Source organism: Salinibaculum salinum, from assembly GCF_037645885.1.
Lineage (GTDB): Archaea > Halobacteriota > Halobacteria > Halobacteriales > Haloarculaceae > Salinibaculum > Salinibaculum salinum.
Map to the genome: position 1 here is coordinate 121,840 of NZ_JBBENW010000001.1, position 26,313 is coordinate 148,152.

Here is a 26,313-nt window from a genome sequence, read left to right on the forward strand (position 1 = left end):
AGTGTTGGGACTTCTATCGGATTAAATCCATTTTTGCGAAGGCGTGCAAGATACAGGGCATATCTCACACAGAGAGAGAACTACAATTAGCAGACGTTGTGATTGGTTGATAAAGTCGTTCTGTAGACCGAAATGTAGTAACAGAAGACGTTCAAGGCAGGGAATATCACATGGGATCCTTCAACTATTTTAAATACGACAATTCAACGTGGGTTGTTACCAGAAAGTTATCAGTCCCACTGGATGAGATATTATTAGACGTTCTAGAAAGCGGTAATTGGTATTCTCTGTCACAACCTAAAATCAAATACAGAAAGACAATACTAAGTATCAAGTACTAATCTTTGACATTGTCCAATGGAAGATAATATCCTTGTTTCGAGACGTTCGTTATTAGCTACCGGCGTTGCACTGTCCACTACGCTTGCCGGGTGTTCCAGTAATGAGGACTCGGGGTCAACCAATACACCAGAATCAACATCTGAAGGAACGACAACGCCAGAATCAACCCCCGAACCGACTCCCGAAGAAACAACAACGCCTGAAGAGGACCCAACACCGTCACTGTCGGAGTTTGACTATCCCGAAGGTGCGTCTCAAGACGGTCTTAATGGAGCAGGCATCTACAGTACTCACGAATCATCGCTTACAGGCACTGGTTCGCTGACGCTCACGACAGACACGACTCGGACCTTCGATTCTTTCGAGGAGTCTGTCACGCAGGTGAATCAATTCGACGCACAGAATATCCACGTCAAAGTCGAACAGAATAATTCACCGACTGAATATCGGTGGTCGCCGTCGGATACAGACCTGACCTATGTGCAAATGGAGTCCGGATTCGATACAGACTACAGAATCGATAATCAAGCTCCGGAGACGAGCACCGTTACTGGACTCAGTGCGTTTGAACAGTATCTCACAGCGACAGAGTGGGGAGAAGCGACAGAAGTGGTTGAGACAGCGGACGGCTACGGTGTGACGTACAATGCAACTGGTGTGAGCCAGCCCGAGAAAATTGCTCCCGGTGGCGAAATCGACCAGTACGAAGCATCGGCCACTGTCTCGGAGTCCGGATACGTTGCTGAGCTCACGTATGACCTAACAATAACCTTTGACGATGGGGGGACACAACAGGAACAGGTCACTGCGTCTCTTTCGAAGGTTGGAGGAACAACAGTTGAGGAACCGGAGTGGGCTAGTACAGCTCGTGAAGAGGGTGTTCAGTTCAACGTCAGTCTCACTGATAGTGGAAATGCATACGAGGTAGAGATGGTGAATGGTGACGAAGTGCCGGAAAGTACCCGAATAAGTCTCAACTCCAATCAAAACAGGGGTAGCCAACGCTTGTCGCAAGCGCTTTCAGTCGGTGATACTCTATATGTTGGACTCTCGAACACTGGTGAGCTGTTGCTTGATACAGACAAAGTACCAGACGGAGCGGCAGAGTTGAGTGGGTTCACAACCCTCCGGATGGGCACGGACTTCCCTCTCTTCACCCACGAAGAGCGCCTTTAGAATTACTTCTGCATTTCTTTCTGAGAAAGGACACAAATTTTGTACCGGCAACAAAAGGAAGACAGACTAATCTACAGAGGGGCGCTCAGTATGCAGGTCCATTCTAACGGCTTATTCACCGAATTTTGAGTGAAAACAACATCTTGTGAATCGTTCTATGGCGCCCCCTGTGGAGTGAGTCGCCACCCCGTGACGACGACTCCTCGGCTTAGAGCCAGCGGTATCAGCTATTTGTATTCGTGGACACAACGGTGTGGTATCGATGACAGACGATTCGGCCTCCCGGTGGTCAGTACTCGGACTCGGTGGCCTGGCAAGCCTCTGCTGTCTCGGACCGGGAGCAGCAGCGGTCGGTGGCGGGGCGACGGCAGGCGCACTCGGGCTCGGTCTCCTCCAGGTCGGAGTGACGATTCTGACGCTCACAGTCGTCGCCGCAGTCGTCAGGTGGCGACTGGACTGTTCGACCTGCGGTCAGTGAGACCAACTCTATGCTGCACCCGTGCCAATTGCTCGCAAAGTTTCCCCTGTGCTGAGGCGTGTGAACGAGTGTCAGTTAAATTTACTATCACGGTCCACAATAGTTCGAGTAAGTCCATGCACGACACGTCCCCGTTCAGCCAACGGTCATCGCAGTACCGGTCCCAGAACAGCCACCTGCAGACAAATCCGACACAGTTTCGCAACGACGGAGGGGAACAATGACTGACGAGGATCAACAGTCCCCGCTCGCCAACCCGATCGGCGCCGACGCGGCCCCACTGGAAGTGGAGTGTCTCGTCCGGCCGGACCTCTCACCGGTGAGCCAGCGACGCATCGACGCGATTTATTCGCGATTGCAGACGCTCGAAGAGACGATGTTCGTCGAAGACGTGACAATCAACGAGTGGCCCCCGCACCGGCCGGCCCCGGTCGAGGAGGAAGCCGACAGAGAGTTCAGAGAGGCACGGGTCGCCGAACTCGAACAGTGGGCCGACGAACACGGCTGTTCGCTCAAGCCGGCGTTCCGCCGACAGCCCATTCCGGGCTCACTCCTCGACGCAGAGGAGTCACGCGAGGCGGTTCGCGTTCCGGTCGTGACGCTGGCCCTGTCGACAGCCGACGACAAAGAACTCTCGGGTGTCGTCCCGTACACGGTCGACTACGGAACCGAAGACGCCGAGACCTACACGGTCGACGACTGGCTCAGCGCGGCTGAAGCCGCGACGGTTCCAGAAGGAGCACAGGAACTGGTCGTAGAGACCGCCCCAGAATCGGTCTAGACCAGCAATTTTATTTGGACAAGAGCTACAAATCGACATCCTGCCAGCCGTCAGGCTAGTCGAACTGCGGTCTGTCATCGTGGAATCGTCCCCAGAAACGAAAGGTTTTGACCGCCGGCACACCTCCTGTCGGTCAATGACGACCGAAACGAGTAGCTTGAGGTGGTGGTCGTGACCCGCGAGTTCACCGAGATAACTGTCGTCGGCGAGGACGACACCGGACTCATCGCCGAGGTCACGTCGCTGCTGTTCGAACGCTCCATCAACATCGAGGACCTGGACCAGGCCGTCCGGGAGGGCGTCTTCCGGATGACGATGCACGTCGACACCTCCGAGATGGTCTGTACCGAGGCGAAGCTCCGAGAGGACCTCCACGACCTCGGCGACGACCTGGGAGTCGACGTGAAAGTTCGGTTCCCCGCCGACCGGGAGACCCAGCAGATTGCCGTCCTCGTCACGAAAGAATCCCACTGTCTGGAGGCGATCTTCGAGGCGTGGGCGAGTGGCGACCTGGACGCCGACGTGAACGTCGTCATCGGGAACCACCCGGACCTCGAACCGCTCGCCGAGAAGTACGACGTGCCCTTCCACAACATCGGCGACGAGAACGGCAACCCAGACGAGGAGCAGCTACTCGACCTGCTTGCGGAGTACGATGCCGACCTTATTGTCCTTGCCCGCTACATGCGCATTCTCTCGCCCAGCGTCGTCTTTCGCTACGAGAGCCAGATTATCAACGTCCATCCCTCGCTTTTGCCCGCGTTCCCCGGCGCGGAGGCGTACCTGCAGGCGCTCGAAGAGGGGGTCCGCATCGCCGGCGTCACCGCTCATTACGTGACGACGGACCTGGACCAGGGCCCAATCATCACCCAGCGGGCGTTCAACGTGCCACAGGACGCAGACACCGAACCCGAGGACCTCCGCAGGATTGGACAGCCACTCGAAGCCGAAGCCCTGCTCGAGGCCATCGATCTGCACCTTCGGGACGAGGTTGCCGTCCACCGCGGACGGACGCAACTGCGCAATCCCGAGGAGAGTTCCGCACAGCTCGGTGCACCGAAGGAACTGAACGACCTCGTTCCGGACCGGCCAATCGACGGGTTGGGAGAGGTCGTCGCAGAGCAGGAAGCGGACGATTAGGCCAGTGCGGAGTTCATCTCCGCACCCCATGAGCGTCCGGTTCCTAAAGCGGACGATTAGGCCAGTGCGGAGTTCATCTCCGCACCCCATGAGCGTCGATTCTACCGGAAAGCATCAAGAATAGTTCTGCCGCTCTCGGTCGTGGCATCGAAAGAAATGGGACTGCTGTGAAGTAGCGTCGTCGGAGTTAGGCTTCGGTTGCCTGTTCGACGACCTGCTGGGTCTGCTCCTGGAACTGCTCGGTGAGTTCCTCGGTCTGCTCGACGACTTCTTCTGCCTGGGATTCGAGTTCTTCGACCTGCGCCTCGAACTGACCCTGGACGTTCTCGGCCTGGGCTTCGACTTCTTCGAGCATCTCGACGAGCTGGGCTTCCAGTTCCTCGTGGCCTTCGACGACCGTGTCGAGCTGTTCGTCGACGTTCTCGAGGAGGTCCGCGACGGCCTCGTCGTACGTGTCTGCGCCCTCTTCGAGTTCGGCTTCGAGCGTGTCGAAGGCCTCACCGTGGGCGGCTTCGAGTTCCTCAAACTGCTCGTCGACGGTCGCGCGGACGTCCTCGAGCTGGTCGCTCATGCCGGGCATGGTCTGCTCGATGGCGTCGAGGTAGCTGTGGATGGCCGTGGACGTCATCTCGACGAACTGGGCCTGGCCGCGCTCGGTCGCGTCCAGCATGTCCTGCGTCGCCGTGACGAACTTCGTCTGGTAGTCGAGCGAGCGCTCGAAGGCGTCCTGGCTCTGTGCAATTGCGGTCCGCTGTGCGTCGAACATCGTGGTGACGGGGGTTGTGTATGCTGACATAGTGTGCTTCTCCTATCAGTAACAACGTGTCGATGCTATATAAAGTTTCCCACTGAGGCCCATCTGATACCATTGAGTGGTATAGAAAACTATCGAGAGGTGGGTAGAAACAATAGAAGACGGTCGACACTGACGGATGCGCCGCTCACAAGTCCGGAGCGGACAGTTCAGAACAGGCGAAAGCGTGATAGCGTCGACGTGCGACGCTACACAGTCAGAGGTTGTGGATCGTCTCGACCGCCGCTGAGATGTCGGGTGCGTCGAACACCTCGCGTCCGACGTAGGCGTTCGTTCCGGCACAGTAAAGATCGCGTGCGGCCTGAATAACACGTTCTTCCAGTGGTTCGGGGGACCGGTCACACAGCGACTTCCAGTCGGCGACACCCTCCGACGTCGCCCGCTCTTTGGCCGCTCCGACCGCCTCGACCCACTCCGGTTGCGTTCGCTTGTGGTACTGTCGGATGACCTCCTTCGACACCTGTGTGCCTTCGTAGGAAAAACGATTCTCGTCGAACGTGCCGACCACGTCCGCGACTCGAATTTCGCCTTCGTAGGAAAGACACTCGATCTTGCCGTCCTGATGGACGAAGCCGGCATGTTCGGCCTGTTCGGTCACGAGACGGTTGACTTCGCGCGCGACGGCTTCCAGGTTCTCGATGTCGGCCGCACCTGCGATGCGGTCGGCCTCTTCCCGGGAGAGATAGCGGTCCTGCTCTTCGTACTTCGTGGAGAACTCGACGATAGCGTCGGGGAGGTCGACGGGTTCGTCGGGCCACTCCTCGTAGTCGAGCCCGTGGTCTGCGGGGTCGGTTCGCGTGCGCAGCGAGGAGCCGGTTCCAACACGATTTCGGAAGACGATTTCCAGCGGGACGAGGAAGTTCTCGCCCGCCTCGGCGTGGTAGGCGTCGTAGTCGTACGTCCCGTCGGCGAAGGGCAGGTCGGGCACCTGCGTGAGGTCGATTGCCATCTCAGTCGGTGCGTTGCCCGCAGCGAGTGCCTCGTCGAGCGAGCGCTCTTTGCCCTCAGTGACGACGCCGCGGTAGTGGGTTGGGACACCGCTGTCCTCGAGCAGTTCGAAGTTGAACGCGCCCATCGTACACAGCGACGCGCCCTTGTCGGGGATTTCGTCGGGCATCTTGCCCCAGTCGAACACGGAGTAGGCGTCGGTGAAGACGAACGCGCCCCGGCCGAGATTGTCGGCAGTTGCGGGTTCGTCGACACGGAAGTTCTTCACGCTGGTCATACCGCCGGTGTCGGGCCTGGGGGAAAGAAGCGTTCCGGTCGCGACTGAACGCGGACTTTTTGCGTGTCCGTTCGGTGCACTCACACGATGAGCGTCAACTACGCGCTCGCAGCAGCCGTCATCCTCGGAGCCACCGCCGCTATCTGGAAAGGGAGCGACTGGCTGGAGACGAGCAGCGGGTACCTCTCGAGGTATTACGGTCTCCCGATGGTCGTCCAAGGGGCCATCGTCACCGCTGTCGGGTCGAGTTTCCCGGAACTGGCGAGTGTCGTCTTCGCGGGACTTGCTGGCTCGCTCGAACTCGGCGTCGGTGCCATCGTCGGTTCCGCCATCTTCAACGTCCTCGTCATCCCCGGCGTCGCGGGCGTCGCAACCGAAACACCGGTCAAGTCCTCGCGCACGCTCGTCTACAAGGAAGCCCAGTTCTACATGCTCGCCGTCTCCGTCCTTCTCATCACGTTCGCACTCGCGGTCATCTACTACCCCGTCGCCGGGGAACGACTCCAGGGTGAGGTGACGCGACCGCTAGCGCTCATCCCGCTGGCGCTGTACGGGCTGTACATCTTCATCCAGTATCAGGACACCAGTGACCACGACGCCGAACTCGCCCGGGACGGCATCGACATCCGCCGCCAGTGGGCGTATCTGCTCGTCAGTCTGGCCGTCATCCTCGTCGCCGTCGAGCAACTCGTCCACCAGGTCGAGGCGATCGGTGTCGAACTCGGCGTCTCGCAGTTCCTGCTCGGCGTGACGATTATCGCAGCCGCGACGAGTCTCCCAGACACGCTCGTGAGCGTGCGCGCAGCGCGAGCCAACCGCGGTGTCGTCTCAATGGCGAACGTCCTCGGGTCAAACACGTTCGACCTACTCGTCGCGATTCCAGTCGGTATCATGCTCGTCGGCACAACTGCCATCGACTTCGCGATGGCCGTCCCGATGTTCGGCGCGCTCACCGGCGCGACCATCCTCCTCTTTACGCTTCTTCGGACAGATATGGTACTGACTCGGACCGAATCGTACGTGCTCGTGGTCGCGTATTTCGTCTTTGTCGTCTGGGTACTGGCAGAAGTTGCCGGCGTCGTCACCGGCATCCTCCCCACGTAGCGTCACAGACGGTGGCAATCTACCACCGGACCCGTCAGATTTTACCTCGCTGAGCGGGAGGAAGTGACAATGGCAGATGTCTCCGAGGTGGCCAACGTCCCGCGCGGCGAGTTCAACTTTATCCACCAGCCGGAGACCGACCAGGCCTTCGAGAACGCGCTGGCAAAGGCCCGGGCTGGCAACCGGCTGACCGTCGCCGACGGTATCGAACTCCTCACCACCGGGACCGACAAGCCCGGTATCGACCTCCAACGCAAAGAGCAGGTCCTCGAGGCGGCGGACCGCCGCCGCGCTGAGATGGTCGGCGACGAAGTGACCTTCGTCGCTAACCTCAACAACAACGTTACGACGGCCTGTAACACCGGCTGTCTGTTCTGTAATTTCAAAGACCGCTCCGAGCAGTTCCTCAGCGAGAACGACGACGATCACGCTGGCTTCACCAAGACGCCCGCAGAATCCCGGGAGATAGTCGACGAGATGCTCGACCTCGGCATCTACGAGGTGACCTCCGTCTCCGGTCTCCACCCCGCCTTTGCGCTCGACGAGGAACACCGCGAGCTACTGGAGACCAGCGCCCGCGGCGACCTGAACTACAAACCACCCAGCCGCTACGAGAAAGACCCCGGCACCTACGTCGACCAGATGGACGCGATGAGCGTCGGCGACGTTCACCTCCACTCGATGACCCCTGAAGAGGCCTATCACGCCCGTCGTGGGACCAACTGGTCCTACGAAGAGGTGTACAGCCGCCTCAAAGATGCTGGCCTCGACAGTGTCCCCGGCACGGCCGCCGAGATCCTTGTCGACGAAGTCCGAGAGATCATCTGTCCGGGCAAGATTCGCAGCGACGAGTGGGTCGAGGCGATGGAAGCCGCCGCCAGCGTCGGACTCCCGATGACGGCGACCATCATGTACGGCCACGTCGAAAACGAGGCCCACCGCGTGAAGCATCTGGACGTCATCCGGAATCTGCAGGACCGGACCGGCAACATCACCGAGTTCGTTCCCCTCTCGTTTGTCCACCAGCAGACGCCCCTGTTCGAACGCGGAATGGTCGACGCTGGCGCGACCACCGACGAGGACGAACTGATGATCGCCGTCTCGCGGCTCTACCTCGACAACGTCGAGCACATTCAGTCCTCCTGGGTCAAGTACGGCGACGAACAGGGGCTGAAGATGCTCTCCTGTGGCGCCGATGATTTCATGGGAACGATTCTCTCCGAGGAGATTACCAAGCGCGCAGGCGGTGACTTCGGCGAGTACCGCTCCTTCGCGGAGTACGCCGACATGATAACCGCCATCGGCCGGACCCCCGTCGAGCGGTCGACCGACTACAGGAAGCGTCGGCCAATCGACCCCAACGACGACCCTATCGGTCCCAAACTCGGCCCCCGCGCCGACGGCACGCCCCTCCTCGAATAGCCGCACTGCTCAACGAGGTAGAGCAAGAACGAAGCGGGAGTACGACGACCCCTCCCCCGGATTCCAGACCACTGGGCACCGAGTGTCGTCTCCCGAATCACTCGTTCCCTGACCGGGTAGACAGTGTGTCAGAGGCACTGGCCCGGGCCAAGGGAACGTTAGCGGCGACAGTACATCGAACTGTTGCCAGCGATAACCGGTTCATTTAAATCAACGTGAATTAATGAGTCCTACTAGTCGGGAAAAGATATGAAAGAGTTTACCGTCCGGTTCTGGCTGTCGGACGGTGACCTCTTCGTGTTCAGCGAGGAGTTCGCCGACGAGCCGGAGCTCGAACGGCGATATATCCACCGGATGGAAGTCCTCGGTGACGGGACCGTCACGGAACTGAGCGAGTGTAAGGGTCCCCCGGAAACCGTCGAGCAGGTGATCGGCAATGCCGAGCAGACGATCGACGTAATGGCCGCCGGTGGCGAGACGACATTCTACTACGTCCACTTCCGGCCGGAACCTGTCGTTCGGAAAATGATGGAAGGGCGTCGCGAGACCTCACTCGCGCTCAAGATGCCAATCGAACTCCGAACGGACGGGTCGCTGGTCGCGACGTTCATCGGCAAGCAGCGCAACCTCGGCGACACGTTCGAGTTGCTCCCAGACGAAGTAAACGGGGAGTTGCTTCGCATACGGGACACCACAACCGGCACAGACGGCGTCTTTTCGGCACTCACCGAGCGCCAGCGAGAAGTGCTCGAAACCGCTGTTGTGCTGGGCTACTACGACACGCAGCAGACGACGACACAGGACGCGATCGCGGCGGAACTCGGAATTTCGGCCGCAACTGTGGGTGAGCACCTCCGGAAAATCGAAGCGAAAATCCTCGGTTCGTTCACGGGGTAGGGTCAGGAGGAGGGGATAGCGTCAGCGGGGGTGTGGGGCCATCTCGATGTCGGTTTTCGGCTGGAGCGTCACCGCCGGAGCGACCGCAAGGTCGTCGTACTGCCGGTCGAGCGTCCACTCGCTGGCCAGCGTTGCCAGCACTAACTGGGCCTCTGTCATCGCGAACCGGTGGCCGATACAGTGGCGCGGACCACCGCCGAAGGGAAAGTACGCGAACTCCGGGCGATCCGTCTCCGACTCGTTGGTGGGAAGCCACCGCTCCGGCCGAAACGCCTCCGGGTCGTCCCAGTAGCGCCCGTCGCGATGCAGGACCCACGTCGGCAACACGACGAGCGCCCCTTTGGGAACGCGGTAGCCCGCAATTTCAACATCGTCGGCTGGCTGGCGGCGAATCTCGTGGGCCGGTGGATACAGCCGCATCGACTCTCTGACGACGGCCTCGGTGTAGTCGAGTTCGAAGACGTCCTCGATTGTCGGACGGCCGTCGAGCGTCTCGTCGAGTTCGGCCCGCAGTCGGTCCGCTGCCCCTGGGTTTCGCGAGAGGAGGTCCCAGGTAAACGTTAGCGAGAGGGCTGTCGTCTCGTGGCCGGCAAAGAGGAACGTCATCATCTCGTCGCGAATCTGCTCGTCGCTCATCTCCGTGTCGGCGTCCAGCAGCATCGAGAGGAGGTCGTCGCGGTCTGCGTCCTGTCCGCCACGCTCGCGTCGCGTGCGACGCTGGTCGATGATATCGTCGACCTGTTCGTGAAGGTGGTCGTGAGCGCGGTTCGCCCGCCGGAGGAACGGCAGGGGCGTCCAGTCGGGCGCGAAGAAGGTAATCGGCTGGTATTTGGGCTGCATCGGTTTCTGGAAGGCCTCGACGGCGTCGTAGATACCGCGTTCGGCGATATCGATATCGCGGCCGAACATCGCGTCGACGAGGATTTCCAGCGTGAGACGGGTCATCTCCTCGCGCATCTCGACAGTCTCGCCAGCGGTCCAGCGGGCGCTCGTCTCCTCGCTGCGCGAGACCATGATGTCGGCGTACTCACGGATGTGGTCCATGTAGAAGGCGGGCTGGATGGCTTCGCGCTGGCGCTGCCAGAGGTCGCCCTCGCTGGTGATGAGACCGTCGCCGACGATCTGTTTGAGTTCGCTGTTGCTGTCGTCGTGTTTCGGGAACCGCTCGCTCTCGGCGACGAGGATGCGCTCGATTTCCGACGGGTCGGTCACCATGTAGGTGTCCCACCCGAGCATCTCGTAGTTGACGACGGGGCCGTACTCGGCGGCACACCGCTCGCGGAAGGCGTTGGGATCGCGCGCCCACTGGTGTGTGTTCCCCACGAGCGGGAGGCCGCGTGGTCCTGGTGGTGTCTGTTTGGTTGCCATGGCTGGGGCGCTGACGTCTCATCGTTCGTCCCGATGGACCCAGAGTCTACTGCGCCGCATCCGGGGCACCTTTTTATCAGTACAACTTTGCCGTCAGCAGACCATCCGACCGTATGCGCTACGTCACGCTTCGCGTCTCTCCGACAGAAGGGGAGGCATTCCATCCGCTCGGACGTGCGCTCTCGGCCGACGAGGCCGTCGAACGGGGGAACATCCACCGCGTCGAGATGCTCGACGACGGCAGCGGCCTCCTGCTGGCCGAGGCCCGCGGCGACGTGGAGCGCTACCGCGAGATTCTGGACGAATCCGAGCACGTCCACGAGTTCAGCATCGTCGAGGACGAGGGGTGGTGGTACTCCTACACCCACTTCGAGCCGAACAACGCCAACAGGGAAATGCTCGAACTCCAGTACGAGTCAGAACTCGCCATGGAGACGCCAATCGAAGTCGAAGAAGACGGCTCGTTCGTCCTGACGCTCGTCGGTCCGATGGCGGCGTTTCGGGAGGCGACACCGACGGACACCGACGCCTACACCGTCGAAGTGCTGGAGACGGGCGAACACCACCCGGAACTCGGCGACCTCTTTCTCTCGCTGACCGAGCGCCAGCGGGACGTCCTCGAAGCGGCCACGGACCTGGGCTACTACGACAACCCCCGGCAGGCGACCCACGAGGACATCGCTGCGGAAGTCGACGCCTCTCCGAGTACGGTCGGTGAGCACCTCCGGAAAGTCGAATCTCGCGTGTTCACACACCTGGTCCGATAGCTACGCCGGCGGCGCGCCGTCCTCGATGACCGCACGATACCGCTCGCCAGCGGCGTCCGTCGCGGTCAGTGCGTCGCGAATCTCCGGCGACAGCCACCCGTCACCGGTCGGTGGCGCGTCGGCAGGCACCCCCGCGAACTCCCCGCTGCGGAGCGTTTCGGGCAAGTACCGCTCGTAAACCGGGAGGCGCTCGCGGAGTGGAACTCCAGCGTACTCGGCAATTTCCCGGAGCGTCTGGAGGGCTGGCCACTCGTAGTCGGGGTTGATGTGGTCGTCCGTAATCGGCGAGACACCACCCAGGTCGTCGATGCCGCAATCGACGACCTCCTGGGCGGGCGCGAGATTCGGCGGTACCTGCACAGAGATTTCGTCCGGAAGGCCGGCGCGCGCCATCGCGACCGCGCGCCGCAACGTGTCGACGCCGGGCGAACCGTCCTGCCAGCGTTCGTTCTCGGCGACCGGCTGGACGATTATCTCCTGGATGTGGCCGTACCGCTCGTGGAGGTCCCGAATCGCCAGAATGCTCTCCGCGCGGTCGGTCCAGTCCTCACCGATACCGACGAGAATCCCCGTGGTAAAGGGCACGCCGAGTTCGCCGGCGTTACGGAGCGTGTTGAGTCGCTGTCCCGGTGATTTGGCGCGCGGTCCGCCGTGAGCCTGGACCTCGGCGGTGGTTTCGAGCATGACGCCCATCGAGGCGTTCACGTCCGCGACCGCTGCCATCTGCTCGCGCGTCTGGTCGCCGGGGTTGGCGTGGGGCAACAGGCCGACCTCCAGCGCAATCTCACAGCACTCCCGGAGGTAGGCGTGAATCGAGTCGTGGCCCCACTCGTCGAGCTGATCGTGGATAGCGGTGTATCGGTCGTCGGGGTCGTCGCCGAACGTAAAGAGCGCCTCTGTACAGCCGGCGTCGGCACCCGTCTGGCAGATGTCTCTGACTTCTTCGGGCGAGAGGAGTGAGGCCTGGCCGGGCACGTCGTAGTACGTACAGTACGTACAGGTGTACCGGCAGGCCGTCGTCAGCGGGACGAAGACGTTCCGGCAAAAGGAGAGCGACTCGGCCGGGTCTACGTCAGCCGGCCGAACGTCGAGCAGTCGCTGCACGTCCGCCCCGTCGACTGTAATGTCGATGTCGTACTTCTCGGCCCCGGGAAACACGAGCAACACTCCGACCGCGACGTTCAAATGAGTCACGGCTCCGGCGAGAAGCGTCCGAAAAGGTGGCAGTCCAGCCATGGAGGGGGCCGAGCTGCCGTGTGCCGAGCGGTAGTTGGCACGGTCCGGGTGCGCGGCGCGAGACACGTACCCGACGTTGCACGGGTCGGCCCGTGCGTTCCCAACTACAGACTCTCCCCATAAAAAGGCTTGTTCAGTTGTCAGACGTTTTCCGCTAAACGGCCGAAAAATGTGCTCTAAGGCGCTCTATCGCCCTTTCTTTGAATTCCGTGAGATAGCACCGCGAGTTTCTGTCGGGGCCAGTTCGACCCCGAGCGACCGGAGCGTCGAGGCAGTTTTGCCGTCCGTGTGGAGGAGTACCTCGACGAGGTCGTCGGGATCGTCCACGTCGACTGCCAACCGGAACGAGTCGACCGTCGCCACGTCGGTACCGATGGCCGCGGCCACGTCCAGATGGTCCTGGTAGGAGAGGCCGTGATAGTCGACCTGGAAGTCCGGATCGCGTGCGACGAGTGCGTTCGTCCCACCACCGAGCCCGGGGGCGAGGACCACCCCAGCATCGGGCGCGAACAGTCGCGCGAGAGCATCGGGCGTCACCAGCGCGAGGTCGGCCATCACGACGGCAGCAGCACCGTCGACGGACGCGAGCGCATCGTTGACAGTGGGCGTGAGCGGCCGGTCGTCGACAGTGACGGGGACGGAACACTCGACAGCCTCGGTCGCCAGCACCTGTGGCTGGTGTGCGGTGTCAGCGAGCGCGTCGAGTACGTCACGGAGCATCGCTCGCGCGACTGCCGACCGCTCGTCGGCATCGAGCAGGTCAGAAAGACGGGTTTTCGGATCGCTAGCGTCGAACGGGACGAAAACGCGCATCCGCTACTGGAGTTTGTAGTTGTCTTGCTGCTGGGACTGTCGGTAGTAGAGCGCACCACCGATGATGAGCAACAGAACGACTGCGCCACCGGCAATCAGCGGAAGCGGGAGCCCGGACTCCTGTTCCTGTTGTTCCTCTTCGGCGGTCGCCTGGGCGTCCTGGGCGAGACTAATCGCGTTCTCGAAGTTCCCGTTGTTGTACGCGGAGATAGCCTGATCGAGTTCGTTCTGGAGGTCGTCTGACGGGTCGTCGACTTCGTCGATAGCCGCCTGTGCGTCGTCGATTTCAGAGCGCGCCTCGTTGCTCCCATCAGTGTATCGGTGGGCCGACCAGCTCTCGAACTCGTCGCCCGTGTCCGCATTCGAAAGCGACATTACGCTGTAATTTTCCACGGAGCGGTCCTGATAATCGAACTCCTCTAGAGGCGGAACGCTGCCCGAGACCGAGATTTCGATTCGGTCGGGCGTCGTATCGCCGCTCCGGTCGAGGGCCTGTTCAATGGATTCCTGACTCCCGGACTGGCTCACGAGTTGCCCCTGTTCGTACACCTCGATGGTCCAGGATGCATTTTCCAGTTCCGTGGTGCCACGGAGCGTCCACTGGTCCGGCTGGTTCTCGAACGGATCCTCGATAGTCGCGTTCATCGTCACCGAGTCGTTGACGTTCGCCGGCTCGGGCGCGTCACCGGTGGTCGTGATGGCAGCTGCTGTTCCAACCGCCATCAGCGAGATGGCAAGCAATACCCCGAGAGCGACAGCCCTAGAAGAGTGGGTCCAACTCATCTTCCTCGTCTTCGACAAGCGACTCTAAATTCTCTTCGCTCTCTTCCCGGAGTTCGTCGATGTTCTCCTGGGCCTCGATTGCAACCTGCTGGAGTTCCTTGATTCGCGGCACGTTGTGAACGCCCGAAAGCAGGACTGCAGCGGCGACGTTCGGCTCGGTAATGGGGTAGTCGCCACCGCGAACTTCCATGCTACCGGTCTGCTCCTCGAGCCACTTCCGGCCGCGCTCGATGCCTTTCCGGTTGAGATGCGCGGACGGACCAGACAGAACTAGCAGCGCCCGCTCGGCACCGTCAATTTCACACGGCAGTGTCAGGCGTCCGAGTGCCGCCTTCCGGACCAGCGACGTGATGCGGTTGGTCGTGTTCGCAGTGTCCATGTCGTCGCCGTCGTCCTTGAACCGCGAGAGGAGCCCGCCGGAGTTCTCGGTCTCGACTGACTCGGTCGCGTACCCGACCGTGGAGACGCCACCACCCGAGAGTGTGTTGATAATCTCCGAGGAGTCGACGACACTCTCTGCGACGTTGTCCCCGGCCCCGATTTCACCGGCACCGAACAGGACACCGAAGCGGCGGACGATTTCGTCGTTGATTTCGTCGTAGCCGCCCTGGACGGACTCGCCGGTTTTGCGCCAGGCGTCGTTGTCGAAGACGAGTAGATTGTCCACCTCGCGAACGAAGGTCTGGAACGAGCGGGCGGCGTTGAGCGTGTAGATACCCCCCTCGTCACCACCGGGCAGGACACCGAGACCGTACACCGGTTCGGTGTAGATGCGTTTGAGGTGTTTGGCGAGCACCGGCGACCCCCCGGAACCGGTCCCCCCACCGAGACCCGCGACGATGAGAAACGCGTCGATTTCGTGGACGGGAATGTTGTCGATGGCCCCCTGTACCTCGTCGATGTCTTCCTCGGCGATTTCTGCGCCGAGTTCGTTGTCGGCACCGACGCCGTGACCCTTCACGCGCGCCTGTCCGATAAGGACGCGATTCTCCTCCGGAATCCGGTCGAGTCCGAGCAGGTCAGCTTTCGCCGTGTTCACTGCGACGGCCGAACGGACGATGCCACTGCCTGTCCGTTCGTCGTACTCCAGGAACTTATCGACGATTTTCCCGCCAGCCTGCCCAAAACCAATCATCGCGAGTTTCATGACTGTAGCTTAGGCGGAAACTATAGCAACGTACGCATAAGTGTTTTGCCCAGCTATCAATAATCGATACAACAATTCTGCGCCATGGTGTCTCCCACCTTCGATTCGGCCAGCAGCGTTTTACCGACACAAACTCGAATTATCACGGTCAGTTAGAAGATGCCCCTGTGCGGCGATTTCGCCGCCCGTTCGGGTCGTTACGTGGCACCGAGGTAGGCAGCGAGCGTCGTCATCTCACTGGGTTCGACATCGAACGCGTCGACATCGTTGTCGTTTGTCGTATTGTCGAAATTCAACGAGCGATACTGGTCGCCACCCATCGGGAACCCTGGGACGACACTGAGTGTCTTCAGACCGATACCGGCAAGTCCCATCGGAAGGCCGACGATTGTGATCGATTTGCCGGACGCGTCGTACACCAGGTCCGTGATCTCCCGGAGCGTCAGGACCTCTGGGCCGCCGATTTCGTAGGTCTGGCCGACGTGGTCGTCGTCTTCGAGCCCATCGGCGATCATCGGGACGAGGTCGCCGACCCAGATCGGCTGGAATCGCGTCTTCGTGCCGCCACCCGGCAGCGGATAGAGCGGAATCCCAGGTGCGAACAACTTCTTCAGTCGCTTCGTAAAGGAGACGAACTCGCCACCCTCACCGAAAATGACGGAGGGCCGGAACATGACCCAATCGAGCGACGAGTCGCGGACAATTTCTTCGGCCCGTCCCTTCGCACGGATGTAGTGGGTCGGACCATCGGGATCAGCACCCAGCGCACTCAACTGGACGAACCGGTCGATGCCGTGTTCTTCGGCCGCGCGAACGCAGTTTTCCGTGCCGCCGCGGTGGACCCGGTCGTGCATCTCGTTGCCGCCTTTCGGCTCGAACAGCGGCGAGAGCGCGACGAGATTCACGACTGCATCCTGGCCCTCGAACGCATCGACGATAGAGTCGTAGGCGGTCACGTCACCCATCGCCGTCTCGACACTGGCCGGCAACTCTGCTGGGTCCGGGTCCCGTGAGAGTGCGGTCACGTCGTGACCGCGTTCGTCGAGTTCCGTACAGAGGTGCTGTCCGAGGAATCCACTGCCACCGGCGACAAGTACGTCCATAACATGACGTTCTCCCGATTGCATTGTAAAAGCACCGCGCAATCAGTTAGGTTCTGTTGTCCGTACTCCCCCTCACGGCCCAACGAGACGGATATTTAATGGCCGAACGCACAGGTGGGAGTATGCTCGTCACGCTGGAGGGACTGGACGGCAGCGGCAAGACGTCCTGCTGGGAACTGTTACGAGATAGCGACATTGTCCCCACGGATGCGACGTTCACACGCGAACCGACGAACTCGTGGTACGGCGAGGCCGTCGAGCGCTCGATTGGCGACGACGACGCCGACCCGCTCGCGGAACTGTTTCTCTACACGGCCGACCACGCAGACCACCTGTCTCGCGTCGTCCGACCCGCACTCGACGACGGACAAGTCGTCATCTCGGACCGCTACTCGGATTCGCGGTACGCCTACCAGGGAGCGACACTGGATGGCGTCCTCGAGGACCCGATGGCGTTCGTCCAGCGTATCCATCAGCCCTGGACCAGACCACCAGACGTGACCATCTATCTCGATGTCGACCCCGAGACCGCCGCCGAGCGCAGCGGTGCCACGAACAAATTCGAGACGGCGGAGTATCTGGCAGACGTTCGGGAGAACTACCGACGGCTCATCGACGCCGAGCGCGAACGGTTCGTCGAAATCGACGCCACACAGCCACAGGCAGCCGTCGAGGACGCCGTTCTCGATGCACTCGAGACGCTCCTCTAGCGGCGGACCCGCCGGCGATTGTTGCTATCAGGGAGGTCCACGTCGTCGGGCGCGGGCATCCAGAAGTAGTCGAAGGCCACACCGACTGACGCAGGCGTGACGACAGTGAGGACGAGGACTGTCCCGGCACTCCCGAGATTCGGTCCCATAACTGACCCGAACACCAGCGTCGTGACGACGAGGACGACCGGAATCAGCAGGAATGTGTAGGCGACACTTCCCCACTGCGTGTTGAGTCGTACCCGAAAGAAGCGAGTCATCAGCGCGGCGATAGCTGTGTTGACCAGCAGGATGAAGAGCAATCCGACCAGCTCGAACGCGGCGACCATACCGTCGCTTGGGCCCGGATCACCTTTTGGGTGTCGGAGCCAGCGACTGGCCGCTACTCCAGACAGATGTACGTGCGCGTATCGACGACTCCATCGAGGTCACGTACGTCCGTCGCGACGCTGTGAATCACGTCGTAGACTTCCTCTCCCTCTGCCTCGACGATGAGATCGTACTGTCCCGCGACGACGTGGGCCTCCAGTACACCCTCGACACTCGCGATGTCCTCCCGCAGGTCCGCCGACTTCCCGGCCGCCGTCTTCACCATGATGAACGCGCGAACCATCGTATGCGTGGTACGTGTTGTCATATCAAAAGCTTTCCCCTACGGAACGTGGGCAACTTTCTTAGTCTGTCTCGTCGTAACGAGTACCATGCGATTCGTTATCATTGGTGCCGGGCGCGTCGGATTGCGCACCGCACGTGCTCTCGCAGACAGCGGCCACGAAGTCGTCCTCGTCGAGGGAGACGACGACGCCATCTCGCACGCCCGCAACGAGGGGTTTCAGGTCATCGAAGGCGACGGGTCGCTCGAATCGACACTGGAGCTGGCCGATCTCGATTCGACCGACGCCGTCGGCGCGCTCACGGGCGACCTGAACGACAACTTCGCGGCCTGCATGATTGCGCATCAGCACGGCTGTCGGACGGTCATGCGCATCGACGAGGACTACCGCGAGGACATCTACCGCCAGTACGCTGACGAGGTCGACGAGGTCATCTATCCCGAGCGACTCGGCGCGATAGTCATGAAAAACGCCCTCCTCGGCGGCAACATCCGTGCGATCGCCGACGTGGCACAGAACCTCCAGCTTGTCGAGTTCACCATCACCGAAGCTTCTCCGATGCGCGGCTACAGCCTCAGCGAACTCGAACTCCCCGGCGAGACCCGGCTGATGGCCTTCGGCAAAGACGCCGACTCGCTGGCGCTCCCGAACCCCGACGAGACGCTCGACCTGGGCGACCGACTCGTCGTGCTGAGTGCCTTCGACAAGCTAGACGACGTGCGGAGTCTCATCGTCGGCGAAACCGGCCGCGCCGCCGCGGGGGGTGTCTGAGATGGTGCGCGCCTACATCATGGTCAAAGCCTACACCGGCGAAGCCGACCGACTGAAGACCGCTATCGAAGACATCGAAGGCGTCAAGCGCTCGCATATCGTCGCCGGCGACATCGACCTCATCGCCGTCGTGGACGTGGACTCTCCTGCCGCCGTCAAGGACGTTGCCGCCACTGAAATCCAGTCTATCGACGGTATCGAGGACACGCAGACGTACATTGCTATGGACTAGCCACTACTTTTTTGGCCGCGGGTGTCGCACGCGAGCCAGGCTCGCGGCGCACCGCTTGCCAAAAAACATAGTGAAAAAGGCTGCTCGCGCTCGGTAGAGCGCTCGCAGATGCTAGCTTAGTGCCCACCGCAACAGCACCGCACAGCAACAGCGGCCCTGCCCTTCCTCGTATCTGCGAGTGAAGCGAGCAAATGCTCGAAAACCACAGCACGAAAATCTCAAAGCTCCGATTTTCGGCACTCCGACCGCTCTATAGTCGAGCATCCGCGCGAGCAAAGCGAGGCTTCAGCTTCTTAGCGTAGATTTTTGCCGCGAGCGGTTCGCGCGAAGCACGAACCCGAGCGGGAAAAAGGTACTATAGCGGCGTCCCGCCACCACCGCCACCCTCCTGACTGGCGGTGTCGACGAGGTCTTCGACCGGCGAGACGTACTCGTAGCCCGGAATCACGCCCTCGACGTAGGTCCCTTCGACGTACTCGACGAACGCCTTGGCGATGTCGGCAGCGCGGTCAGCATTGCCCCACTCGAACCCGTAGGTCACGTACACGTCCTCGCCATCTCGTTCCACGTCGAACGTCTTGAGTTCGACATCGGCGCGGGTGGCCTTCGGTGCGTCCTCTAGGCGGCGCTCCAGCGTCTCGAACCAACCGTCTGCGACGGCGTCACCGACTTCGTCTGCGGTGGCCGCGGGGAGAGTCGGAACGCGGACGGTGACGGTGTACGCGGAGTAATTCTCCGGTCCGTCGACGGCAGTCACACGCCCCTCGAAGGCAGTCGTCGTCACGACGTAGGCGTCGCCATCGCGCTCGAAGGCGTCGTGGTAGCCGAAGGCGCGCTCGACGCTGTCGGGAATCTCAGTCATTGCAAGCGATAGGTGTGACAGTCTCAAAAGCCCGTCGTATCCGGGCGTAGATGGTGAAATCAGGCGATGAGGGGACGGGGGTTCGAACCCCGGAACTCCTACGAGACGGGTTCTTAAGACCCGCGCCGTTGACCACTTGGCTACCCCCTCTCGGGTAACTACTCCGGCAGGCAGCCGAAAAGCGGTTACGGATTCGATAATACAAATTATCGCCCCCTAGAATAGTCCAAAAGTAGACAACTGTGGTTGTTCATACGCAACGTTGTTCGTTCGCACGAAGGAATCACCCCGTATAAATTACCTTCCAGATGATTTTAGTTTGCGTTGCATTTTTATTGTATGTGCGTCAAACGGTAGCATATGTCCGACAGCATAGATGATCAACGTGTCGACAACAAACGACGGCATCTACTCGCCCTTATGGGTGGTGGCGGGGTTGCAAGCATGGCAGGGTGTCTCGGTATCTTCGACGACGGCGACGACAACAACGAGGAGTTGCCCGCCGACGAAATACCGATGGACGGAGAGTTTACCGCATCGGTAGGCGCGAATCCCAACCAGTTCGACCCGACGGTCACCAACGACGCGCCATCGGCCTCGATTGCGGCACTCCAGTACGAGCAGCTCGTCGAACCGGATTTTAACAACTCGATTACGGCAGCGCTCGCCGAGGATTGGGAACAGGAAGACGAGACGACCTACCGGTTCGACCTGCGGGAGGGTATCGAATTCCACAGTGGCGGTGAGATGACCGCAGACGACGTCGAGCACTCCGTCCTCCGAATGCAGGGAACGGTCAACGACGCCGTCGTGTCGACGTGGTACGAAGACAGTGAAGTCGTCGACGATTACACGATTCGGTTCAGCCTGAGTCAACCGCATGCGCCGTTCCTCTCGGATATCTCCGGCGTTCCGATCATCTCTGCCGACGCGACAAAACAGGATATCGCGGGGGAAGATGTCGAGAAAGACAACACCTTCGAGGAGAACTCGGTCGGTACTGGACCGTTCGTCATCGAGAACGTCGAACCCCAGGACAGGATCGAGTTGAGCCGGTACGACGACTACTGGTTCGAACAGACCGAAGAGATGCCCGGGATGGCACCGTGGGAAACAGTAACGTTCCGTGTGGTCGTCGAGCAGACGGCCCAGCAGGAGGCACTTCGGTCGGGCGAACTCGACATGATAGACAACGCCAATCCGGTCGAACTCGGAACGCTGGATGGGGAACAAAACACCAGCGTCGAAACGACGACCGGACTGGGGTACGACTTCGTGTCGTTCCCGGTCAACACGGAACCGTACACCAATCCGAAGTTCCGACGTGGAATCACGCGACTCATCCCGGTTTCGGACGTCATCGAAGCGGTGTGGAGCGGATACGCAGTCGAACAGGCCGGACCCATTAGCCCGGGACTGGGCGAGATGTACGACGAGGAGTTCGAGCAGATGCTGCTTGACGAGTACGTCGGCGAGGACCCCGAAGCGGCGAGACAACTGCTCGACGAGGCATTCGAAGAGGAAGATATCGAGAAGCCCTTCGAAGTCAGTCTGATTACGAACGAGAATCGGACCCGCGAGCGGTGGATGGAGGTCATCCAGCAGACGCTCGACGACACGGAGTATTTCGACGCCAGTCTCGACATCCGACCGTTCGACGCGCTCGTCCCGTTCCTCATCGGTGGCGAAGCCGCAGAGAGCCAGGACATCGTCGGTATCGGCTGGACTGGTGGGTCGGACCCCGACGGCCACGTCGCCCAGGTCTTCGAGAGTACGAACCAGGTCCCGGACGGATTCAACTGGACGCGCTACGAGAACGACGAGGTCGACCGGCTCATCGAAGAGGGGCGTCAGACCTCCGACCCCGACGCCCGCAAACAGGTCTACCAGAACCTCTCGGAACTCCTCGCACAGGAGGTTCCCGCTGCATTCATGTGGACCAGCGACCAGTACGACGTGGTCCGTACCGACGGCGTCGCCAACTGGCGACCCTATCCGAACGCGAGTCTCCGATACGTCGGTGTCTATCGACCGTACCTCGGCCAGGTTTCATATCGCCCATAGTCGTAGCACAGCCACAGATTCGAAATGAGTCTCCAACGGTACGTCATCAAGCGCTTGCTCGTGATGATCCCGGTACTGCTGGGTGTCACCGTCATCACCTTCTTTATGGTCCACCTGATACCCGGCGACCCCATCGATTACATCACGGCGTTCAGCGATATCAGCCCGGAGCAGAAGGAGGCGTTGCGGGCCGAGTACGGACTGAACGACCCCATATACGTCCAGTACGTCGACTGGATTACCAACGCCGCCCAGTTGGATTTCGGCCAGTCGATCATCACCGAACGGCCAGTCGCACAGGAAATCACTGACCGACTGCCGTACACGCTGTTGATGGGCGGAATGGCGCTCGGGGTCGCGCTGGTGACCGCCATTCCGACGGGTATCGTTGCCGCCTACTACGAGGGGACGAAAATCGACGAGGCGAGTCGCGTCTTCGCGCTGTTCGGCATCGCCATGCCGAACTTCTGGCTCGGGTTGATTCTCATTCTCGTGTTCGCGAGCACGCTCCAGATGTTTCCCGTGCTGCCACCGACGGCGGAGGGGCTGTTGAGCGTCCAGATGATCGTGTACACCATCCTCCCAGCAATCGCGCTCGGGACCGCATCGACGGCACTGCTGATGCGGCTGATGCGCTCGTCGATGGTCGAGGAACTCAACAAGGAGTACGTGACGATGGCACGGGCGAAGGGACTGCCCGAGCGGACGGTCATTCGCAAACACGTCCTCAAGAACTCGCTTATTTCGGTTGTCACGGTGACGGCGCTACAGATTGCCTTCCTCATCAGCGGTGCCGTCGTCGTCGAAATCGTCTTCTCTTACCCGGGCATCGGGCGACTACTCGTCGACCGGGTCGGCCAACGTGACTTCCCGGTCATCCAGGCCCTCGTTCTCATCATCGGCGTCTCGGTGCTGGTGATGAATCTGATCGCCGATATCGTCTACGCATATCTCGACCCACGGATACGATACTGACTATGTCACAGGAACGCGGACGAATCACAATCGAAGGTTTCGACGCGTCGGACGTAGAGCAGCGCGATCCACTCTCCACCTGGGAGCCGTCGATGGAGTCCGGGGAGGGGAAAGGGCGCCTCTACTACGCCTGGCGTCGCTTCAAACAGAACCGACTCGCACTGCTTGGCTGTCTCACCATCGTCGTCATGGTGGTCGCCGCAGTGTTCGCACGCCCGATACAGCTACCATCCGAGTTCCCGGTGCTGGCAGGACAGACGATTCAGCCGATTTCACTCGTCACCGACCCGGCAGGGCAGAACCTGCTCGATACGAGACAGGCACCGTCGAGCGAGTACTGGTTCGGGACTGACTGGGCCGGCCGGGACATCTTCTCCCGGGTCCTCTACGGCGGCCGGTTCAGTCTCTCGATCGGCTTTATCGCCGTCAGCCTCGCGTTGTTCATCGGCGTCCCGCTCGGGGCGATTTCCGGCTACTACGGCGGTATCGTCGACGAGGTCATCATGCGCGTCGTGGACATGCTGTACGCGTTCCCCTTCATCGTCCTCGCCATCGCAATCATCGCGGTCGTGGGCCGGGGCTACTGGGAGATGGTCGCAGCGCTGGTCCTCGTCGGCTGGCTCTCGTATGCCCGCATCATCCGCGGTGAAATCCTGAGCATCAAGGAAAACGAGTACGTTCTCGCCGCGAAAGCGCTGGGTGCGCGGGACCGCTCTATCATCGGCAGACACATCGTCCCCAATGCGATGGCACCGGTCATCGTCCAGGCGACGCTCAGCGTCGGGTCGCAGGTCCTCGCTGCCGCCGCGCTCGGCTTCATCGGCCTCGGTCTCTCGCCGGGCAGCGCCGAGTGGGGGACGATGCTCAACGTCGGGCGGGACTCACTCGGCCGGGGTGAGTGGTGGATCACCTTCTTCCCCGGCTTTGCCATCTTCCTGTTCGTGATGGCGATCAATCTCGTCGGTGACGGCGTCCGAGACGCGTTCGATCCACAGGGGAAGACAGAGCAGACCGAAGGAGGGATGCGGTAAATGGCGCTGCTCGAAGTCGAGAACCTCAACGTCCGCTTCTATACCGAGGACGGCGTCGTGAAGGCGACCAACGACCTGTCCTACGAGGTCGAAGCGGGCGAGCAGTTCGGAATCGTCGGCGAGAGCGGGGCCGGCAAGAGCGTCGCGAGTCTCGCGCTCATGCGACTCATCGACGAGGACGTCGGCGAGATAGAGAGCGGCGAGATTCGGTTCAAGGGACAGAATATCCTCGAACTCAACAGTACAGAGATGCGCCAGCTCCGGGGTAACGAGATAGCGATGATATTCCAGGACGCTGAAACAGCGCTCAACCCCGCCTACACCATCGGCGAGCAGATTTCGGAGGTCGTCCGACACCACCTCGATATGAACGACGCCGAGGCCAGAGAGCGCACTATCGAGACGCTCGCCGACGTGGGCATTCCGGACCCCACAGAGCGATACTCCGATTACCCCCACGAGTTCTCCGGCGGGATGCAACAGCGGGTCGTCATCGCCATCGCACTGGCCTGTAACCCCGACCTGCTCATCTGTGACGAACCGACGACGGCGCTGGACGTGACCATCGAGGCACAGATTCTCGAGTTGCTCGACGAGGTCTCCGACAAGTTCGACACGGCAATCCAGCTGATCACCCACGACCTGGGCGTCATCGCTGAATTTTGCGACCGCGTGATGGTGCTGTACGCCGGTCATCCCGTCGAGATAGCACCGGTCGAAGACCTCTACTACAACCCACAGCACCCCTACACCGTCGGGTTGATGAGTTCGATTCCCCGAATCGGTGACGACCGCGAGACGCTCCAGACGATTCCAGGCCGGATGCCGGACCTCATTGAGATGCCGCCGGGGTGTAACTTCCACCCGCGCTGTCCCTACGCCGAAGATGTCTGTGCGCGCAACGAACCCGAACTGGTCGACACCGCCACGGGACAGCCAGCCGACGTCTCGCGCCACGACGAGCAGTCGGCCGCCTGTCTCGCCTACACCGGCGACCTGGACAACGAACTGGACTACGAAGTCGTCGTCTCCGGAGCGGCGGAACCGCCGCGTGAAAACACGGACAGAACAGGCGTAATACCCGCCGAAGACAGGGAGCGTGACTCGAATGAGTAGCACAGAACCACTCGTCCGGGCCGAGAACCTGACGAAGTACTTCCCGACGAACGAAGGGTTTCTCGACCGCTTGCTCGGTGGGCAAAACTGGGTCAAAGCGGTCGACGGTATCGACCTCGAAATCAGGGAAGGGGAGACACTCGGACTGGTCGGCGAGAGCGGCTGTGGAAAAAGCACCGTTGGCCGGACGCTGCTCCAGTTAGAGGAGCCGACCGACGGGACGGTGTACTACCGTGGCGAGGATATCACCCAGTACGGCGACAGCGAGTTGCGCGACCTGCGCCAGGACATCCAGATTATCTTCCAGAACCCCTTTTCGAGCCTGAACCCGCGCCTGACAATTAACGACATCATCGGCGAGGCGCTGGACATCCACGGCCTCGCGGAGGGACAGACCCGCGACCAGCGAATCAAGGAGTTGCTCGAACGGGTCGGGTTGAGCGCCAGCCACGCGAATCGGTACCCCCACGAGTTCTCGGGCGGGCAGCGCCAGCGCATCGGTATCGCGCGGGCACTCGCCGTCGAACCCGACTTCATCGTCTGTGACGAACCGGTGTCGGCACTCGACGTCTCCGTGCAGGCCCAGATTCTCAACCTGCTGAAAGAGCTTCAGGACGATCTGGGGCTGTCCTACCTGTTTATCGCCCACGACATCTCTGTCATCGAGCACATCGCCGACCGCATCGCCGTGATGTACCTCGGGGAAATCGTCGAGACAGGAACCCCGGAAGAACTGTTCGCACCGCCCCAGCACCCCTACACCGAGGCGTTGCTCTCGGCGATTCCAGAACCGGACCCGATGTGGGAAGGCGACCGAACGCTGCTGGAGGGGACCGTCCCGTCGCCGATTAATCCGCCGTCGGGATGCAAGTTCCACACGCGGTGTCCACAGGTTATCCCACCAGAAGCGTACAGCTTCGAGCAGGCAGAGTGGCGTGCGCTCCTCTCGCTTCGGAACAGAATTATGAGCGGTGACATCGATCTGGCAGTGGCTCGGTCGAACGCCGAGAGCGACGACACGGCCGCAATTGCTGATGCCATCCGCGAGGAGTACGGCGTTCCGCAGACGCTGTCGGACCCGGATGCAGAACGGATTCTGGAAGGGGCACTGGAAACCGTCGTCGTCGAAGATGCAGCGGCAGCCGCAGACGAACTGTCGGAGGTGTTCGTCACGCCCTGTGAGATCCACGAGCCGGAGCTTCGGGAGCTGGAAAACGGCCGTGCTGCCTGTCACCTCTACGACCCCCGATATCAGGATGGGTCACTCGGTGAGAACGGATCACTGTCGGCGGCAGACGCCGACGACTGATTCGAAACGAGGAGACACCGACCCCACGGAGGC

At 61.1% G+C, this 26,313-nt stretch carries 27 protein-coding genes and 1 tRNA gene; 16 read left to right on the top strand and 12 right to left on the bottom strand.

Going from position 1 to position 26,313, the window contains the following annotated elements:
• The first annotated feature begins 357 nt into the window (after positions 1 to 357).
• The 4 genes from WDJ60_RS00545 (at position 358) to WDJ60_RS00560 (ending at position 3,917) form a co-directional block, all read left to right on the top strand.
• Positions 358 to 1,518, top strand: a complete 1,161-nt coding sequence (locus tag WDJ60_RS00545) for a DUF7537 family lipoprotein (protein ID WP_340097771.1) — start codon at positions 358 to 360, stop codon at positions 1,516 to 1,518.
• Positions 1,519 to 1,780: 262 nt separating this feature from the next.
• Positions 1,781 to 1,996 carry a hypothetical protein gene (locus WDJ60_RS00550; RefSeq protein WP_340097772.1) on the top strand — a complete coding sequence of 72 codons (216 nt, stop codon included), beginning with the start codon at positions 1,781 to 1,783 and terminating at the stop codon, positions 1,994 to 1,996.
• A 220-nt stretch (positions 1,997 to 2,216) separates the two neighbouring features.
• Positions 2,217 to 2,777: an HTH domain-containing protein gene (locus WDJ60_RS00555; protein ID WP_340097773.1), complete on the top strand. Its 561-nt coding sequence runs from the start codon at positions 2,217 to 2,219 to the stop codon at positions 2,775 to 2,777.
• Between the two features lie 162 nt (positions 2,778 to 2,939).
• Positions 2,940 to 3,917: a formyltetrahydrofolate deformylase gene (locus tag WDJ60_RS00560; protein WP_340097775.1), complete on the top strand. Its 978-nt coding sequence runs from the start codon at positions 2,940 to 2,942 to the stop codon at positions 3,915 to 3,917.
• 187 nt (positions 3,918 to 4,104) lie between these two features.
• Here the strand turns inward: WDJ60_RS00560 and WDJ60_RS00565 are convergent, their stop codons facing one another.
• Positions 4,105 to 4,713: a hypothetical protein gene (locus WDJ60_RS00565; protein WP_340097777.1), complete on the bottom strand. Its 609-nt coding sequence runs from the start codon at positions 4,711 to 4,713 to the stop codon at positions 4,105 to 4,107.
• A gap of 214 nt (positions 4,714 to 4,927) precedes the next feature.
• Complete coding sequence (locus tag WDJ60_RS00570; RefSeq protein WP_340097779.1) at positions 4,928 to 5,956, bottom strand: phosphoribosylaminoimidazolesuccinocarboxamide synthase; 1,029 nt, start codon at positions 5,954 to 5,956, stop codon at positions 4,928 to 4,930.
• An 87-nt stretch (positions 5,957 to 6,043) separates the two neighbouring features.
• Here WDJ60_RS00570 and WDJ60_RS00575 point away from each other — a divergent pair, with 87 nt between their 5' ends.
• The 3 genes from WDJ60_RS00575 to WDJ60_RS00585 all read left to right on the top strand — a co-directional run bounded on the left by WDJ60_RS00575 (position 6,044) and on the right by WDJ60_RS00585 (position 9,379).
• On the top strand, positions 6,044 to 7,060 hold the full coding sequence (locus WDJ60_RS00575) for a sodium:calcium antiporter (RefSeq protein WP_340097780.1): 1,017 nt from the start codon (positions 6,044 to 6,046) through the stop codon (positions 7,058 to 7,060).
• A gap of 69 nt (positions 7,061 to 7,129) precedes the next feature.
• Positions 7,130 to 8,482 (top strand): 7,8-didemethyl-8-hydroxy-5-deazariboflavin synthase subunit CofH, encoded by a 1,353-nt coding sequence (gene cofH / locus WDJ60_RS00580; protein WP_340097781.1) that lies wholly within the window; start codon positions 7,130 to 7,132, stop codon positions 8,480 to 8,482.
• 249 nt (positions 8,483 to 8,731) lie between these two features.
• A complete protein-coding gene (locus WDJ60_RS00585; RefSeq protein ID WP_340097782.1) occupies positions 8,732 to 9,379 on the top strand; it encodes a helix-turn-helix domain-containing protein in 648 nt (215 codons plus the stop codon).
• 21 nt (positions 9,380 to 9,400) lie between these two features.
• Here WDJ60_RS00585 and WDJ60_RS00590 read toward each other — a convergent pair whose 3' ends face one another.
• Positions 9,401 to 10,747: a cytochrome P450 gene (locus tag WDJ60_RS00590; protein WP_340097784.1), complete on the bottom strand. Its 1,347-nt coding sequence runs from the start codon at positions 10,745 to 10,747 to the stop codon at positions 9,401 to 9,403.
• A gap of 113 nt (positions 10,748 to 10,860) precedes the next feature.
• On the opposite strand from WDJ60_RS00590, the gene WDJ60_RS00595 reads away from it, so the two are divergent.
• On the top strand, positions 10,861 to 11,514 hold the full coding sequence (locus WDJ60_RS00595; protein ID WP_340097785.1) for a helix-turn-helix domain-containing protein: 654 nt from the start codon (positions 10,861 to 10,863) through the stop codon (positions 11,512 to 11,514).
• On the opposite strand, the gene cofG is transcribed toward WDJ60_RS00595, so the two are convergent.
• The 5 genes from cofG to WDJ60_RS00620 form a co-directional block, all read right to left on the bottom strand.
• A complete protein-coding gene (gene cofG, locus WDJ60_RS00600) occupies positions 11,515 to 12,672 on the bottom strand; it encodes a 7,8-didemethyl-8-hydroxy-5-deazariboflavin synthase subunit CofG (protein WP_340098351.1) in 1,158 nt (385 codons plus the stop codon). It abuts the gene before it with no gap.
• Positions 12,673 to 12,936: 264 nt separating this feature from the next.
• Complete coding sequence (cofC, locus tag WDJ60_RS00605; RefSeq protein ID WP_340097786.1) at positions 12,937 to 13,563, bottom strand: 2-phospho-L-lactate guanylyltransferase; 627 nt, start codon at positions 13,561 to 13,563, stop codon at positions 12,937 to 12,939.
• Positions 13,564 to 13,566: 3 nt separating this feature from the next.
• A complete protein-coding gene (locus WDJ60_RS00610; protein WP_340097788.1) occupies positions 13,567 to 14,346 on the bottom strand; it encodes a hypothetical protein in 780 nt (259 codons plus the stop codon).
• The gene (locus WDJ60_RS00615; protein WP_340097790.1) at positions 14,324 to 15,493 is read right to left on the bottom strand and encodes a tubulin/FtsZ family protein; all 1,170 of its coding nucleotides are present in this window, start codon (positions 15,491 to 15,493) and stop codon (positions 14,324 to 14,326) included. Before WDJ60_RS00615 ends, WDJ60_RS00610 begins: the two co-directional genes overlap by 23 nt.
• A gap of 197 nt (positions 15,494 to 15,690) precedes the next feature.
• On the bottom strand, positions 15,691 to 16,596 hold the full coding sequence (locus WDJ60_RS00620) for a complex I NDUFA9 subunit family protein (RefSeq protein WP_340097791.1): 906 nt from the start codon (positions 16,594 to 16,596) through the stop codon (positions 15,691 to 15,693).
• A 122-nt stretch (positions 16,597 to 16,718) separates the two neighbouring features.
• On the opposite strand from WDJ60_RS00620, the gene tmk reads away from it, so the two are divergent.
• On the top strand, positions 16,719 to 17,306 hold the full coding sequence (tmk, locus tag WDJ60_RS00625; protein WP_340098352.1) for a dTMP kinase: 588 nt from the start codon (positions 16,719 to 16,721) through the stop codon (positions 17,304 to 17,306).
• On the opposite strand, the gene WDJ60_RS00630 is transcribed toward tmk, so the two are convergent.
• Entirely contained in the window at positions 17,303 to 17,635 is a 333-nt protein-coding gene (locus WDJ60_RS00630) for a DUF7991 family protein (RefSeq protein WP_340097793.1), read from the bottom strand. The two genes, tmk and WDJ60_RS00630, sit on opposite strands and share 4 nt — an antisense overlap.
• A 53-nt stretch (positions 17,636 to 17,688) precedes the next feature.
• Positions 17,689 to 17,919, bottom strand: a complete 231-nt coding sequence (locus tag WDJ60_RS00635) for an Lrp/AsnC ligand binding domain-containing protein (protein WP_340098353.1) — start codon at positions 17,917 to 17,919, stop codon at positions 17,689 to 17,691.
• Between the two features lie 88 nt (positions 17,920 to 18,007).
• Here WDJ60_RS00635 and WDJ60_RS00640 point away from each other — a divergent pair, with 88 nt between their 5' ends.
• Both WDJ60_RS00640 and WDJ60_RS00645 read left to right on the top strand, forming a co-directional pair.
• A complete protein-coding gene (locus WDJ60_RS00640; protein ID WP_340097794.1) occupies positions 18,008 to 18,691 on the top strand; it encodes a potassium channel family protein in 684 nt (227 codons plus the stop codon).
• A gap of 1 nt (position 18,692) precedes the next feature.
• Positions 18,693 to 18,923: an Lrp/AsnC family transcriptional regulator gene (locus WDJ60_RS00645; protein ID WP_340097796.1), complete on the top strand. Its 231-nt coding sequence runs from the start codon at positions 18,693 to 18,695 to the stop codon at positions 18,921 to 18,923.
• A 355-nt stretch (positions 18,924 to 19,278) separates the two neighbouring features.
• Here the strand turns inward: WDJ60_RS00645 and WDJ60_RS00650 are convergent, their stop codons facing one another.
• The gene (locus WDJ60_RS00650) at positions 19,279 to 19,785 is read right to left on the bottom strand and encodes a DUF5813 family protein (protein ID WP_340097798.1); all 507 of its coding nucleotides are present in this window, start codon (positions 19,783 to 19,785) and stop codon (positions 19,279 to 19,281) included.
• Positions 19,786 to 19,852: 67 nt separating this feature from the next.
• A tRNA-Leu gene (locus WDJ60_RS00655) sits at positions 19,853 to 19,935 on the bottom strand.
• A 210-nt stretch (positions 19,936 to 20,145) separates the two neighbouring features.
• Between WDJ60_RS00655 and WDJ60_RS00660 the strand changes: the two genes are divergently transcribed.
• Genes WDJ60_RS00660 through WDJ60_RS00680 form a run of 5 tightly spaced genes read left to right on the top strand, consistent with a single transcriptional unit; the run spans position 20,146 to position 26,280 of the window.
• Positions 20,146 to 21,849: an ABC transporter substrate-binding protein gene (locus tag WDJ60_RS00660; protein ID WP_340097800.1), complete on the top strand. Its 1,704-nt coding sequence runs from the start codon at positions 20,146 to 20,148 to the stop codon at positions 21,847 to 21,849.
• Positions 21,850 to 21,873: 24 nt separating this feature from the next.
• The gene (locus WDJ60_RS00665; protein WP_340097802.1) at positions 21,874 to 22,824 is read left to right on the top strand and encodes an ABC transporter permease; all 951 of its coding nucleotides are present in this window, start codon (positions 21,874 to 21,876) and stop codon (positions 22,822 to 22,824) included.
• 2 nt (positions 22,825 to 22,826) lie between these two features.
• Positions 22,827 to 23,855 carry an ABC transporter permease gene (locus tag WDJ60_RS00670; protein WP_340097804.1) on the top strand — a complete coding sequence of 343 codons (1,029 nt, stop codon included), beginning with the start codon at positions 22,827 to 22,829 and terminating at the stop codon, positions 23,853 to 23,855.
• The gene (locus WDJ60_RS00675) at positions 23,856 to 24,971 is read left to right on the top strand and encodes an ABC transporter ATP-binding protein (RefSeq protein WP_340097806.1); all 1,116 of its coding nucleotides are present in this window, start codon (positions 23,856 to 23,858) and stop codon (positions 24,969 to 24,971) included.
• Entirely contained in the window at positions 24,964 to 26,280 is a 1,317-nt protein-coding gene (locus WDJ60_RS00680; protein ID WP_340097808.1) for an ABC transporter ATP-binding protein, read from the top strand. Before WDJ60_RS00675 ends, WDJ60_RS00680 begins: the two co-directional genes overlap by 8 nt.
• The last annotated feature ends 33 nt before the right edge of the window (positions 26,281 to 26,313 follow it).

What these genes read in the sequence shown, in the direction of transcription:
- WDJ60_RS00545 (WP_340097771.1), top strand. Translation starts at nt 358, where the DNA reads ATGGAAGATAATATCCTTGTTTCGAGACGTTCGTTATTAGCTACCGGC.
- WDJ60_RS00550 (WP_340097772.1), top strand. Translation starts at nt 1,781, where the DNA reads ATGACAGACGATTCGGCCTCCCGGTGGTCAGTACTCGGACTCGGTGGC.
- WDJ60_RS00555 (WP_340097773.1), top strand. Translation starts at nt 2,217, where the DNA reads ATGACTGACGAGGATCAACAGTCCCCGCTCGCCAACCCGATCGGCGCC.
- WDJ60_RS00565 (WP_340097777.1), bottom strand. Translation starts at nt 4,713, where the DNA reads ATGTCAGCATACACAACCCCCGTCACCACGATGTTCGACGCACAGCGG.
- WDJ60_RS00570 (WP_340097779.1), bottom strand. Translation starts at nt 5,956, where the DNA reads ATGACCAGCGTGAAGAACTTCCGTGTCGACGAACCCGCAACTGCCGAC.
- WDJ60_RS00575 (WP_340097780.1), top strand. Translation starts at nt 6,044, where the DNA reads ATGAGCGTCAACTACGCGCTCGCAGCAGCCGTCATCCTCGGAGCCACC.
- cofH (WP_340097781.1), top strand. Translation starts at nt 7,130, where the DNA reads ATGGCAGATGTCTCCGAGGTGGCCAACGTCCCGCGCGGCGAGTTCAAC.
- WDJ60_RS00585 (WP_340097782.1), top strand. Translation starts at nt 8,732, where the DNA reads ATGAAAGAGTTTACCGTCCGGTTCTGGCTGTCGGACGGTGACCTCTTC.
- WDJ60_RS00590 (WP_340097784.1), bottom strand. Translation starts at nt 10,747, where the DNA reads ATGGCAACCAAACAGACACCACCAGGACCACGCGGCCTCCCGCTCGTG.
- WDJ60_RS00595 (WP_340097785.1), top strand. Translation starts at nt 10,861, where the DNA reads ATGCGCTACGTCACGCTTCGCGTCTCTCCGACAGAAGGGGAGGCATTC.
- cofC (WP_340097786.1), bottom strand. Translation starts at nt 13,563, where the DNA reads ATGCGCGTTTTCGTCCCGTTCGACGCTAGCGATCCGAAAACCCGTCTT.
- WDJ60_RS00610 (WP_340097788.1), bottom strand. Translation starts at nt 14,346, where the DNA reads ATGAGTTGGACCCACTCTTCTAGGGCTGTCGCTCTCGGGGTATTGCTT.
- WDJ60_RS00615 (WP_340097790.1), bottom strand. Translation starts at nt 15,493, where the DNA reads ATGAAACTCGCGATGATTGGTTTTGGGCAGGCTGGCGGGAAAATCGTC.
- WDJ60_RS00620 (WP_340097791.1), bottom strand. Translation starts at nt 16,596, where the DNA reads ATGGACGTACTTGTCGCCGGTGGCAGTGGATTCCTCGGACAGCACCTC.
- tmk (WP_340098352.1), top strand. Translation starts at nt 16,719, where the DNA reads ATGCTCGTCACGCTGGAGGGACTGGACGGCAGCGGCAAGACGTCCTGC.
- WDJ60_RS00630 (WP_340097793.1), bottom strand. Translation starts at nt 17,635, where the DNA reads ATGGTCGCCGCGTTCGAGCTGGTCGGATTGCTCTTCATCCTGCTGGTC.
- WDJ60_RS00635 (WP_340098353.1), bottom strand. Translation starts at nt 17,919, where the DNA reads ATGGTTCGCGCGTTCATCATGGTGAAGACGGCGGCCGGGAAGTCGGCG.
- WDJ60_RS00640 (WP_340097794.1), top strand. Translation starts at nt 18,008, where the DNA reads ATGCGATTCGTTATCATTGGTGCCGGGCGCGTCGGATTGCGCACCGCA.
- WDJ60_RS00645 (WP_340097796.1), top strand. Translation starts at nt 18,693, where the DNA reads ATGGTGCGCGCCTACATCATGGTCAAAGCCTACACCGGCGAAGCCGAC.
- WDJ60_RS00650 (WP_340097798.1), bottom strand. Translation starts at nt 19,785, where the DNA reads ATGACTGAGATTCCCGACAGCGTCGAGCGCGCCTTCGGCTACCACGAC.
- WDJ60_RS00660 (WP_340097800.1), top strand. Translation starts at nt 20,146, where the DNA reads ATGTCCGACAGCATAGATGATCAACGTGTCGACAACAAACGACGGCAT.
- WDJ60_RS00665 (WP_340097802.1), top strand. Translation starts at nt 21,874, where the DNA reads ATGAGTCTCCAACGGTACGTCATCAAGCGCTTGCTCGTGATGATCCCG.
- WDJ60_RS00670 (WP_340097804.1), top strand. Translation starts at nt 22,827, where the DNA reads ATGTCACAGGAACGCGGACGAATCACAATCGAAGGTTTCGACGCGTCG.
- WDJ60_RS00675 (WP_340097806.1), top strand. Translation starts at nt 23,856, where the DNA reads ATGGCGCTGCTCGAAGTCGAGAACCTCAACGTCCGCTTCTATACCGAG.
- WDJ60_RS00680 (WP_340097808.1), top strand. Translation starts at nt 24,964, where the DNA reads ATGAGTAGCACAGAACCACTCGTCCGGGCCGAGAACCTGACGAAGTAC.